Source organism: Duganella sp. sic0402 (genome assembly GCF_019219065.1).
Lineage (GTDB): Bacteria > Pseudomonadota > Gammaproteobacteria > Burkholderiales > Burkholderiaceae_D > Rugamonas.
The window spans coordinates 315,783-327,902 of sequence record NZ_JAHUWK010000006.1; the positions used below are offsets into that span (position 1 = coordinate 315,783).

Below are 12,120 nucleotides of genomic sequence, written 5' to 3' on the forward strand. Positions count from 1 at the left end.
TCGCGGATTTAGGGTTGGCGGGCTTGCCAGGCTTTGAGGGCTACGCGGTAGCGTTCCAGTTCTTCCTGGTAGAGGTCGTCCACGCAGTAGGTGCAGCCGCTGTGGCAGCAGTCGCGGGGATCGGGTGGGGCCGGTGGTTGGGGTTGCGGATCGTCCATAGCTTATCTTACCTCAGGCGAGCTGCGCCATGTGCGGCCCTTTTCTTGGGCGGCCATGCAACTGGTGTGTGATCAAAATAATTATCATGCATGCCATTGATGCAAGGTTTTGCTATTAAAGCTGCCGTTTTTTAGCGCAGTTGCCAGAAATTAGGGTATAGTTTACGGCGCTTCACCATCCGTCCACATTATGTCCGATACCGAAATCACCACCCCTTCCGTCCCAGAACAGGCTGCCGAGGCGCCCGTCCAAGTCCGTTTCGCCGATTTCGGCCTGTCGCCAGACATCCTGCGCGCGCTGAACGACCAGGGCTACGAGCACCCGACGCCGATCCAGGCCCAGGCCATCCCTGTGCTGCTGCAAGGGCGCGACGTGATGGGCGCGGCGCAGACCGGCACCGGCAAGACCGCCAGCTTCTCGCTGCCGATCATCCAGATGCTGCTGGCCCACGCCAGCGCCAGCACTTCGCCGGCGCGCCATCCGGTGCGGGCGCTGATCCTGACCCCGACCCGCGAACTGGCGGTGCAGGTGGCCGACAACGTCAAGGCCTACGCCAAGCACACGCCGCTGCGTTCGACGGTGGTGTTCGGCGGCATGGACATGAAGCCGCAGACGGTGATCCTGAAGGGCGGCGTGGAAATCGTCATCGCCACCCCAGGCCGTCTGCTGGACCACGTGGAGCAAAAGAATATCGCGCTGAACCAGGTGCAGATGCTGGTCATGGACGAGGCCGACCGCATGCTGGACATGGGCTTCCTGCCCGACCTGCAACGCATCATCAACCTGCTGCCGAAGAAGCGCCAGAACCTGATGTTCTCGGCCACCTTCTCGCCGGAAATCAAGAAGCTGGCCAACACCTTCCTGACCGACCCGATCACCATCGAAGTGGCGCGCGCCAACAAGACCGCCGACAAGGTCACCCAGGTGGTGTACAAGATCGCCGAGAACCAGAAGCATGCGCTGACCGCGCACCTGCTGCGCCAGCGTGAGCTGAAGCAGGTGATCATCTTCTCCAACACCAAGCTGGGCGCGTCACGCCTGGCGCGCGAGCTGGAGCGCGAGGGCATGAAGGCCTCCGCCATCCACGGCGACAAGACCCAGCAGGAACGCATGGCCGCGCTGGAAGCGTTCAAGAAGGGCGAGATCGACATCCTGGTGGCGACCGACGTGGCCGCGCGCGGCCTCGACATCTCCGACCTGCCGTGCGTGATCAATTACGACCTGCCGTACAACGCCGAAGACTATGTGCACCGCATCGGCCGCACCGGCCGCGCCGGCGCCTCGGGCGACGCCATCTCGATCTACTCGGACAAGGATGAGCGCCTGCTGGCCGACATCGAAAAACTGATCAAGCAAACCATCAAGCGCGCCGAGCCGCAGGGCTTCGACCCGGCGCCGAGCTTTGCCGACGAGCGCGGCGAACGCCGCCCACGCCGCAGCGAAGACGCCGCCCGCGCCCCGCGCTCGGCCGAGCGTCCACCGCGCAGCCTCGGCGGCGGCGGTCCGCCGCGCCGCGAGAAGGTCGATCCATGGTTCCTCAAGCCGTACGAGCCGGCCAAGGCCGCGCCGGCGCCGGCCGCTGCCGCTGTCGGCGGCGCGGCGATCACCAAGGCCAAGCCCAAGCTGGCCTTCCTGCTGGGCGGTGCGCCCAAACAGTAAGCCGACCCCAGCCGATGCGCTTACACAGTTGGGGGCGTTATCCTGTGGTGGAGGCCAGCATGCTGGCACCCGCCACCTCCGGCGAGGCTGCCGGCCTGCTGGCAGCGCATCAAGGCCAGGCGCTGATTGCGCGCGGACTGGGGCGCAGCTATGGCGACAGCGCGCTGGCGCCGCTGGTGATGGCGCAAACGCGCCGCCACCTGCTGCGCGGGTTTGATCCCGCTACCGGCATCTTGTGCTGCGAAGCCGGCGCTACGCTGGCCGATCTGCTGGAAGTGCTGTTGCCGCAGGGCTGGTTCCTGCCTGTCACCCCAGGTACCAAATTTGTCACTGTGGGCGGTGCGGTTGCCAGCGATGTGCATGGCAAAAATCATCATGTCGACGGCTGTTTCAGCGCCCATGTGCTGTCGTTCGAGCTGCTGCTGGCAGATGGCCGCCGGCTGCATTGCACGCGCGACACCCATCCGGAGCTGTTCCGCGCCACCTGCGGCGGCATGGGCCTGACCGGTATCTTGCTGACCGTCACCCTGCGCCTGCGCCGCGTGCCCAGCGCCTATATCGACCAGACCACGCTGCGCGCAGGCTCGCTGGCCGAAGTGCTGGACCTGTTCGAACAGCATGGCAGCGCGCGCTATTCGGTCGCCTGGATCGATTGCGTCACGGGTGGCGCGCGCCTCGGCCGCTCGTTGCTGATGCTGGGTGAACACGCGCAGCAGGGCGGACTGGCGCCACGGCCGAAACGCAGCCGCACGCTGCCGGTCGACCTGCCGGCGCAACTGCTCAACCGCCATACCATCGGCGCCTTCAATACCCTGTACTACCATCAGCCGCGCACAGCGCGGGCGCAAGTCCACTACGAGCCTTACTTTTATCCGCTGGACGGCCTGCTGCAGTGGAACCGCCTGTACGGCAAGGCTGGCTTTGTGCAGTACCAGTTTGTTATTCCGCGCGCAGCCGGCACGCAGGCGCTGCACGCCATCCTGACGCGGATCGCCGCCTCGGGACGCGGCTCTTTCCTGGCCGTGCTGAAAACCTTCGGCCCGGCCAACGATAACTATCTTTCCTTCCCGCTGGAAGGTTATACGCTGGCGCTGGACTTCAAGCTGGAGCCGGGCTTGCTGGCACTGCTCGACGAACTTGACGCCATGGTGCTGGCGGCCGGCGGCCGTCATTACCTGGCCAAGGATGCACGCATGAGCGCAGCCACTTTTCAGCGCGCTTATCCGCAATTCGCCGCTTTCCAGCAGGTGCGGCGCGACTATGGCGCCCTCGGCGCGTTCGCTTCCTGCCAATCAAACCGACTGGGACTTTGACATGCAAAAAATCCTCATTATTGGCGCCACTTCGGCAATCGCCGAAGCCGCCGCGCGCTGCTACGCACAGCGCGGCGATGCGCTCTACCTGCTGGCGCGTAACGCCGAGCGGCTGGATGCGCTGCTGGCTGACCTGAAGATACGCGGTGCGGCCAGCACCGCTGGCGCGCCGTTCGACGCCAACGACTTTGACCAGCATGCGATGGCTGTCGAGCGCGCCGTGTCCACGCTTGGCGGCCTGGACATCGTGCTGATTGCGCACGGCACCTTGCCTGACCAGAAAGCCTGTGAAGCCGACGCCACGCTGGCGCTGAAGGAAATCAGCACCAATGCGCTGAGCGTGATTTCACTGCTGACCGATATCGCCAACCGCTTTGCCGCGCAGCGCCGCGGCGCCATCGCGGTGATCGGCTCGGTGGCCGGCGACCGTGGCCGCCAGTCCAACTATATTTACGGTAGCGCCAAAGGCATGCTGGCGGTGTTCCTGCAGGGGCTGCGCAACCGCCTGAGCAAGTCCGGCGTGCAGGTGCTGACCATCAAGCCCGGCTTTGTGGATACGCCGATGACGGCTGCCTTCCCCAAAGGCCCGCTGTGGGCCACGCCGGAGCAGGTGGGAAGCGCCATCGTCCAAGCCATCGACAGCCAGCGCAATGTGCTCTACACGCCATTTTTCTGGTGGGGCATCATGGCCATCATCCGCGCCGTCCCGGAAAGCATTTTCAAGAAGCTCAGCCTGTGATGCCGGCCATCGCGCGCGCGCGCTACGGTGTGCCGGTGCTGGCGCTCTTGTGCGTCGGCCTGAGCCTGCTGGCAGCGGTGCTCTGGTATCTGCAACTGAAGATAGACCTGGCGCTGCTGTTCCATTCGGACAGCGATTATCTGCCGGCGCTGTATCGCGACCTGGTGCAGCACAATGGCCGCCTGTCGCAGTGGTATCTGACGCCGGCGCCGTCGTTTTTGCCCGATTGGCCGCTATTCTTCCTGGCGCACTGGCTGGCTGGCGATTTCTTCCATGCGCTGCCGCTGTTCTTCGTGCTGCAGGGCGGGTTGCTGTTCGGCCTGGCGTGGTGGCTGGCGCGCGCCGTGCTCGATAGCCGCGCCGCGCCGCTGGCGGCGGCGTTCGCCACGGTGCTGGTGTTCTACTGGGCGATGCAGACCGTCACGCCGTACAGCTACTTCTATCTGAGCGCCTTCCATTGCGGCGCCTTCTTGCTGCTGCTGCTGTCGCTGCGGCTGCAGCACGGCCAGGCATGCTGGCTGCTGGGCGTGGTAGCGGCGCTGGCGGCGCTGTCTGACCGGCTGTACGTGCTGCAATACGCACTGCCGGCGCTGGCCACGCTGGGATTGCTGCAGTGGCGCCAGGGCTTGCCGTGGAAGCGCCAGGCGGCCGCTATCCTGATCGGCTCGCTCATCGGCATGCAGTTGTACAAGCTGGTGGCGCATGCGCACAAGCTACCGTGGGGCCTGTCGCTGGCGGGGATCGACAGCAACCTGGCGCAACTTGGCGGCATGCTGGCGCAAACCTGGCAGCGTGCACCGCTGTGCCTGACACTGCTGATAGCCTACTACCTGGCGGTCAGCCTGCTGCTGCCGGGCACCCTAGCCGGGCGCGGCTGGCGCATCCGTCAGCCGCTGGCGGCGCAACTGGCGGTGTTCAGCTGGCTGTCCGGGGCGGCCGGCGTGGCGGTGGTACTGGTGTCCACCAATGATTTCACGGTGCGCTATTTCATCCCCGCCTTTGTGCTGCCGCTGCTGCTTGGTCCGCTGCTGCTGTACAGCTGCCTGCCGCAACGCTGGCAGCGTCACCTGCCGGTCTTGCTGATGGCGCTGACTGCCGGGCTGACGCTGAAGATGCTGCTGCCGCAGTTGCGCGACCTCGATCAGGTGCGGCAGGCTTACTATCCACCGCAAGTGGCGTGCATGGACGCCATGCTGGCACAGCACAAGCTGCGGCGCGGCATCGCCAACTACTGGGACGCCAAGCGCTACGGCATGCTGAGCCGCACACAGCCGGTGATAGCGTCGTACACCAGTCAGCTGAATGGCATGCGCTGGATTACCAGTGAGGCGGTGTTCAGCCAGTCCTACGATTTCGCGCTCATCAGCCATGAGGTCGATGTGCTCGACGCGGCAGCGCTGATACGTCTGAACGGCGTGCCTGCAGCCCGCGCCGATTGCGGCAATTTCGAGGTGCTGGCGTGGCCGGACGGCGGCCTGCAGCACGGCCTGCATTAAGCCAGGATCAGGTCGCGGCCCAGAAGATCAGCGCAAACAGCCCACCCACCACCAGGCTGGTGCGGTCCTTCAGGGCGAACACGACCGGGTCGTCGTGCATGGCGCCCCGGTGGGTCAGCATCCAGGTGCGGGTCGTCCAGAACAGCAGCAGCGGGCAGGCCAGCCAGATCAGCTGCGGCTGGCGATACAGCGCTACGGTGGCGCGGTCCTGCGTGTACAGCGCCAGCACCAGTACCGCCAGGTAGCCGGAAGCGGCGCCCAGCGAAGCGATCATTTCCAGATCGCCGGGGAAGTAGCCGCGTCCGCGCGCCTGCGCGGTGTCGCCGCGGTGGCGCGCCTCGCGCAGCTCGGCATAACGCTTGACCAGCGCCAGGCTGAGGAACATAAACATCGAAAACGCCAGCAGCCAGAAGGTCAGCGGCACGCCGAAGGCGGCGGCGCCGGCAATCAGGCGCAGCGTGTACAGCGCCGCCAGTGTTACCGCGTCCACCGCCATCAGCCGTTTCAGGTGCAGCGAATAGCCCAGCGTTAGCGCGTAGTAGGCCAGCAGCACCGCGCTGAATCGCCAGGGCAGCAGCGCCAGCGCCAGCCCGAAGGCGGCCGCCAGCAGCAAGGGTGTCAGCGCCATGCCGGTCAGCAGCGGCAGCTGGCCGGCGGCGAATGGCCGTTGACGCTTGCTCTGGTGATGGCGGTCATCCGCCAGGTCGAGCAAGTCGTTCAGCAAGTAGACGCTGGAGGCGCACAGGCTGAAGCAGATGAAGGCCAGCGCGCCGGCCGCCATGCGCGCAGGCTGATCGGCCACATGCGCTGCCAGCAGTGGCAGGAAGATCAGCAGGTTTTTGGCCCACTGGTGCATGCGCATGGCGCGTAGCGCGCTGTGCAGCTGCTGCAGCGGCGACGCCGGCGCCAGCACTTCGGCCACATTGCCGTGCGCGGCCGCGCGCCGCCGCACACCCGAGCCGGCGTTCACCACATACGCGCGGCGCGCCGCGCGCCATACCACCAGGTCGTCGCCGGCATTGCCGGCGTAGTCGTAGCCCTGGGCGCCGTAGCGTTGCACCAGGCTGTCGCGCTTGCGCGCGGCTGAGAGGTTGAGTTCGCCTTCGGTGGCCAGCACTTCGTCGAACACCTGCAAGTGGGCGGCAACCCGCTCCGCATACAATCTGTGACTGGCGGTGGCGAGCACGATGCGGCGGCCGGCGGCGCGCTCGCGCGCGATCAAGGCCAGCACGCGCGGGTCGTAGGGCAGGGTGGTGACGTCGATCTCGACCGCTTCGGCCAGGCGTTGCTTGAGCCTGGCCTTGCCGCCCGCCAGCCAGGCCAGCGGCGCCAGCAAGTGCAGCGGGCGGGTGCGGGCATGCGCCAGCGCTGATTCCAGCAGCAGATCCGAGCGCAGCAGCGTGCCGTCCAGGTCGATAACCAGCGGCACGCCAGGCGCGTCCGGGAACGGCGCGCCGTGCTTCACAGAGCTTCGCGCAAGGCGCGCAGCACGCGCTCCTGCTGCTCCTCCAGGCCTACCCACAGCGGCAGGCGCAGCAGGCGATCGGACAGATGGTCGGTATTGTCCATGGCGCCGTGGTGGCGGCTGTGCTGGATGCCGTATGGCGCGCTGTGCAGCGGCACGTAGTGGAAGACGCAGTTGACGCCTTGCTGCTTCATCCTGGCCAGTACCTGGGTGCGCTGCTCCAGCGAGTCGAGCAGGATGTAATACATGTGGGCGTTGTGCTGGCAGCCGTCCGGCACGACCGGGCGGCGCAAGCGGCCCTCGGCCTCCAGCGGCGCCAGCGTCGCGTGGTAGTGGTCCCACAGCGCCAGGCGGCGTGCGGTGATGTAATCCGCTTCCTCCATCTGCGCCCACAGGAAGGCGGCGATCACTTCGCCCGGCAGGTAGGACGAGCCGATGTCGACCCAGGTGTATTTGTCCACCTGGCCACGGAAGAACTGGCTGCGGTTGGTGCCTTTTTCGCGGATGATTTCGGCGCGTTCGGCCAGCTTGGGATCGTTGACCAGCAGCGCGCCGCCTTCGCCGGCGATGATGTTCTTGGTTTCGTGGAAGGAGTAGGCGCCCAGGTGGCCGATGCTGCCCAGCGGCCGGCCCTTGTAGGTCGACATGATGCCTTGCGCCGCGTCTTCGATGACGATCAGGCCATGGCGCTCGGCGATCTCCATGATGGTGTCCATCTCGCAGGCCACGCCGGCATAGTGCACCGGCAGGATCACCTTGGTGCGCGGGGTGATCGCCGCCTCGATCTTGCTTTCATCGAGGTTGAGCGTGTCAGGGCGGATGTCGACAAACACCGGCACCGCGCCGCGCATCACAAACGCGTTGGCGGTCGAGACGAAGGTATAGGACGGCATGATGACTTCGTCGCCCGGTTCCAGCTCGGCCAGCAGCGCCGCCATTTCCAGCGCGGCGGTGCATGAGTGGGTCAGCAGCGCGCGTTTGGCGCCGGTGCTTTGCTCCAGCCAGGCGTGGCATTTTTTGGTGAACTGGCCGTCGCCGGACAGGTGGCCATTGGTGTGCGCCTGGGCGATGTACCACAGCTCGCGGCCGGTCATGAAGGGTTTGTTGAAGGGGATCGGATTCATGCGGGCTCCTTAGCCTTGTGCGGCAACGATGGTGCCTATGCAGATCAGCGCCACGCCGGCCATCCGGGTGAGCGACATGGGTTCATGGAACAGCCAGGCGCTCAGGCCCAGCACGATGACGAAGTTGAGGCTCATGAACGGGTAGGCATGGCTCAGCTGGAATTTGCTCATCGCGCCCATCCAGGTCACCGACGCCAGGAAGGCGGCGGCAAAGGCGGCGATGATCCACGGGTTCAGCAGCAGCTTGATCAGGAACAGCAGCTTGTCGCCGCTGTCCGCCGGCAGCGAGCCGGCTTTGGATACCTGCATCTTGATGGCGATCTGGCCGAACACGGTCAGCGCGATGGTGGCGACGATATACAGGTAGTTCATGCGGACTCTCCAAACCACTGGTGGAAGGTGTAATAGCTGGACGACGGCTCGAAGCCCAGGCGGCACCAGACCTTCTGCACCGCCAGGTTGACCACCTGGGTGGAGACGGTCATGGCGCTGAAACTGTGCTGGCTGCCCCAGTGCTGCGCCTGCTGCATCAGCGCCTGGTACAGGCGGCGGCCCTGGTGGTCCGGATGCACGCCGAACAGCACGCCTTCCAGCAGCGCCTCGCCACGGTCTTTCAGCGTGGCGAAGGCAATCAGCGCGCCGTCGTGCTCGATCAGCAGCACCGCGTCCGCCACCTTCGGGTTGCGGCAGGAGTTGGCGGCCCAGTCGGCGTACACCGCGTCGGCGGCGGCCTGGTCGAGCCGGTGGTCGGCGTGGTAGTGGCCGGCGTAGCCGGTGAAGGTCAGCGCCGCCAGCGCCGCCACTGCATCGGCGTCGGCCGGCGTGGCCAGGCGCCAGCGGTAGCCGTCCGGCAGCGCGGCGGCTTCCGGCGAGAGTTGCTTGCGGCTGTAGTACAGCAGCGTGTCGGTCAGGAAGGCGCCTTGCTGCTCCAGCTGCTGCACCAGCGCCACGGCGCTGGTCGGCACGCGTGCGATCAGCATCTGCACCGCCTTGCTGCGGCACCAGGCGGCAGCGTCCGGCGCGCGGTCGCCGGCGCTCAGCGCGGCCTTGGCAGTGGTCACGCCAAAGCGTTCCAGGTCAAGCGGGGAAAGGGAAATATCCATGGTGTTCAGTCTTCGCGCAGCAGCGTGTTCGGGGTGGCGCGGCGCACGATGTACAGCGGGCGCTTCTTGGTTTCGTCGAAGGCCTTGCCCAGGTAGATGCCAAGTATGCCGAGGATGCCGATGATCAGGCCGCCGATGAAATACAGCGAGACGATCAGGCTGCTCCAGCCCGGCACCGGCGAACCTTGCAGCCACGAGCGCAGCAGCAGGTACAGGCCGAACACCATCGACAGCGCCGCCATGCCCAGTCCCAGCTTGGCGGCCATGCGCAGCGGCTTGTCGGAATAGGCGAGGATGGTGTCCATCGCCAGCCGCCACAGCTTGGCAAAGGTGTAGGTCGATTTGCCTTCGGCGCGCGCGGCGTGCTGTACCTGGATGCCGGTGGTGGGGAAGCCCATCCACTGCACGTGGCCGCCAAAGAAGCGCAGTTGTTCGCGCATGCGCACGAAGTTCTTCACCACCTGGCGCGACATGATGCGGAAGTTGCCGCTGTCGCCGTCGATGTCGAGGTCGGCCAGATAGCTGAAGGTGCGGTAGTACAGCCACGCCACGGCGCGCTTGAGCAGCGGGTCCTGGCGTTTGCCGCGCAAGGCCAGCACCACGTCGTAGCCTTCCTGGGCCTTGGCGTACAGGCGCGGGATTTCTTCCGGCGCGTCCTGCAGGTCGCAGTCCATCACCACCACCCAGTCGCCGCGGCACTGGTCCATGCCGGCGGTGATGCCGTAGTGCTGGCCGAAGTTGCGCGAGAACTGCAGGCCGACCACGCGCGGGTCGGCCTTGGCCAGGCGTTCGATTACTTCCCACGAACGGTCGCCGCCGCAGTCTTCCACCAGTACGATTTCAAAATGCGGGCTGACGGTTTCGAGTGCATCGCGCAGGCGGGTATATAGCTCGTCGAGCATCTTCTCGGCCTTGTAGACCGGGATCACGACCGAGATCAGAGGTGTCGCTTGCATTATTGTTTCTCCAATGCGGTAGGGATGCGTTCGATATCGATGCCGCTCAGCGAGAAGCGGCCACGGCCGGTGCTGAAGGCGCGGAATTCAACCATGTCCAGCGTCCGGTCGGTGTCGAAGCGCAAGGTGATGCGTTGCTTGCCAGCCGCGATGACCGGCTGGCGCACATGGATTTTGGCGCCGCCCTGGGTGGCCACGTCGAGCGCGCCGAATTCGCCCTGGCCGTCGCCTTCGGTGTCCACGTCGAAGCTGACCGCGTAAGCACCGGGCGCCAGCATGCGCATCGGGCCAAAGTGCAGATTGCCTTCTTCGCCCGGCTGCACGGTCATCACACCGTCCACGATGGCGCCGCGCTGATGCAGCGTGTGTTCGTCCATTTTGTAGTGCTGCGGCTGCTGCACCTGGATGTCCCAGCCCGGCACGACGGCGGCCAGATTGTGTGGATAGATCAGGATGTTGACGTCCTGGTAGCGCAGCAGGCGCGGCTGGCCGGCGTAGCTGTCGAGCAGCGCGCGGTTCAGGTGCGCCAGCTCGGCGTCGCGCAGCATCAAATAGGTCTCGCCCTGCCAGGTTTGCGGCATATACCAGCGGTTGGAACTGAGCTTGCGGTTGGGCTGCGGCAGGCCGCGCTCGACCACCACCGGCCGCACCTGCGCGGCGCCGCCGCTCAGTACGGTGAGCTTGCCGGCGTTCCAGAAGGTGGCGTAGCCGTAGCGCAGGCCCTGCTGCTTGAGGAAGTCGGCCAGTTGCTGGTCCGGTGTCGCCAGGATCAGTCCATGGCGCGGCAGGTGGCGCGCCTCGTTGTAAGGATACAGGTAGGACGTTGGTGCGCTGGTGGCCAGCAGCGCGATGGCGCCGATACCGGCCCAGCGCGGCAGCGGCTTGCCGGCGCCCTGGTCGACCAGCATGCCGATCAGGATAGGCAGCATGGTCAGCAGCGACGGCACCAGGTAGCGCACCGAGGCTTCTGGCGAACTCATGTCGGCCAGCGTGGTGGTCAGCATCATGAACAGGTTGGCGGCAAACGATACGCAGGCAAACACCACCACCAGCTGGCGCGGGCCGCGTTCCAGTTGCAGCGAGCGGTACAGGCCCCACGGCAGCATGCCGATCAGCAGCAGCGCACCGACCACGCGCAGCGAGGCGTAGGCGCCGGCCAGCGACACCACCTTGCCATTGCCGTGCGGGACGCCGTCGAACAGGCAGGCCACGCCGTTGATCACGGCCAGCAGATTGCGCGCCATGCCGTTGAAGTCGAGCCAGCGTATCAGCGTCAGGCCGAGGTTGTTGTTGACCTGTTTGAGCGTGTACACGCTCAGCAGCGTGCCGATCACCAGGCCCAGCACCACCATCGCGATGGCCCAGGCGTGGCGTCCCTGCGGACGCTGGCTGGCCGTGCGCGCGGCGCGGCGTTCCAGCCAGTGCTGCAGACCGCCGGCGGTCAGCAGCGGCAGGGCGTAGAACAGCAGTGCGCGTTGCGGGTTGGTCCAGAACACCAGTGCGGTCAGCGCCACGGTGGCGGCGCTCCACAGCAGCCGCTGGCGGCCTTGCCGGGCCTGGGTCAGCGACCAGTAGGCGAACAGCAGGAAGCAGGCCATGTAGTACAGCGAGCCGTAGGCGGCCTGGCCGTAAATGTGCTCGGCCATGATCAGCGACATGCCGGCCGATATCACGGCCATGCCCAGCAGGCGGGCCAGGCGGCTTTGCTCCAGCAGGCCGGTCAGCAGCCAGCTGCCGTACAGGATCACCGCGGCGGAAATCAGGTCGGAGGCGGCGTGCGCCAGGAAGCCGTTGTGCATGAAGCGCAGCAGCGGAATGATGAAGGTATGGGTGTTGAGCACCCACAGGTCGCCGTTAACGTAGTTCCAGTCGCGCGGGAAGTATTGGCCAGTGTCGACGATTTCCTGCGCCAGCAGGTTCTTAACGGCGGAATCCGAGTGATACACCAGCTGGTAGTCGACTACCAGGTAGAACGCCAGCAGCAGAATGTTGATGCCCAGAAGCAGTGGCAGCCAGCGTTGAATCAATCTCCCCGTTCGAGGCAGGCGTGGGAGCATAAGCGAAGGTAAAAGTAGGTAAAGGGCTCCTAGTATATATTCCCATTGC

General features: G+C 65.8%; 11 protein-coding genes. 4 read left to right on the forward strand and 7 right to left on the reverse strand.

Annotation, left to right across the window (positions count from 1 at the left end):
• Positions 1 to 8: 8 nt before the first annotated feature.
• Positions 9 to 158 carry an oxidoreductase-like domain-containing protein gene (locus tag KW842_RS17070; RefSeq protein WP_218305297.1) on the reverse strand — a complete coding sequence of 50 codons (150 nt, stop codon included), beginning with the start codon at positions 156 to 158 and terminating at the stop codon, positions 9 to 11.
• Positions 159 to 348: 190 nt separating this feature from the next.
• On the opposite strand from KW842_RS17070, the gene KW842_RS17075 reads away from it, so the two are divergent.
• Genes KW842_RS17075 through KW842_RS17090 form a run of 4 tightly spaced genes read left to right on the forward strand, consistent with a single transcriptional unit; the run spans position 349 to position 5,366 of the window.
• The gene (locus tag KW842_RS17075) at positions 349 to 1,818 is read left to right on the forward strand and encodes a DEAD/DEAH box helicase (RefSeq protein WP_218305298.1); all 1,470 of its coding nucleotides are present in this window, start codon (positions 349 to 351) and stop codon (positions 1,816 to 1,818) included.
• A 59-nt stretch (positions 1,819 to 1,877) separates the two neighbouring features.
• A complete protein-coding gene (locus KW842_RS17080) occupies positions 1,878 to 3,131 on the forward strand; it encodes an FAD-binding oxidoreductase (RefSeq protein ID WP_229223745.1) in 1,254 nt (417 codons plus the stop codon).
• 1 nt (position 3,132) lies between these two features.
• Entirely contained in the window at positions 3,133 to 3,870 is a 738-nt protein-coding gene (locus tag KW842_RS17085) for an SDR family oxidoreductase (RefSeq protein WP_218305300.1), read from the forward strand.
• Positions 3,867 to 5,366, forward strand: coding sequence for a hypothetical protein (locus KW842_RS17090; RefSeq protein ID WP_218305301.1), 1,500 nt, complete (start codon positions 3,867 to 3,869; stop codon positions 5,364 to 5,366). Before KW842_RS17085 ends, KW842_RS17090 begins: the two co-directional genes overlap by 4 nt.
• A 7-nt stretch (positions 5,367 to 5,373) precedes the next feature.
• Here the strand turns inward: KW842_RS17090 and KW842_RS17095 are convergent, their stop codons facing one another.
• From KW842_RS17095 to KW842_RS17120, 6 genes are read right to left on the reverse strand one after another with little or no spacing between them, the layout of a single operon-like run.
• Entirely contained in the window at positions 5,374 to 6,831 is a 1,458-nt protein-coding gene (locus KW842_RS17095; protein WP_373925195.1) for a UbiA family prenyltransferase, read from the reverse strand.
• Positions 6,828 to 7,955, reverse strand: coding sequence for a dTDP-4-amino-4,6-dideoxygalactose transaminase (rffA, locus tag KW842_RS17100; RefSeq protein WP_218305302.1), 1,128 nt, complete (start codon positions 7,953 to 7,955; stop codon positions 6,828 to 6,830). The genes KW842_RS17095 and rffA overlap by 4 nt, the downstream gene beginning before the upstream one ends.
• Before the next feature lie 9 nt (positions 7,956 to 7,964).
• A complete protein-coding gene (locus KW842_RS17105; RefSeq protein WP_218305303.1) occupies positions 7,965 to 8,327 on the reverse strand; it encodes an EamA family transporter in 363 nt (120 codons plus the stop codon).
• Positions 8,324 to 9,058, reverse strand: coding sequence for a GNAT family N-acetyltransferase (locus tag KW842_RS17110; protein ID WP_218305304.1), 735 nt, complete (start codon positions 9,056 to 9,058; stop codon positions 8,324 to 8,326). The genes KW842_RS17105 and KW842_RS17110 overlap by 4 nt, the downstream gene beginning before the upstream one ends.
• Before the next feature lie 5 nt (positions 9,059 to 9,063).
• Positions 9,064 to 10,014, reverse strand: a complete 951-nt coding sequence (locus KW842_RS17115; RefSeq protein ID WP_218305305.1) for a glycosyltransferase family 2 protein — start codon at positions 10,012 to 10,014, stop codon at positions 9,064 to 9,066.
• Entirely contained in the window at positions 10,014 to 12,041 is a 2,028-nt protein-coding gene (locus tag KW842_RS17120; RefSeq protein ID WP_218305306.1) for a hypothetical protein, read from the reverse strand. The genes KW842_RS17115 and KW842_RS17120 overlap by 1 nt, the downstream gene beginning before the upstream one ends.
• Between the last annotated feature and the right edge of the window lie 79 nt (positions 12,042 to 12,120).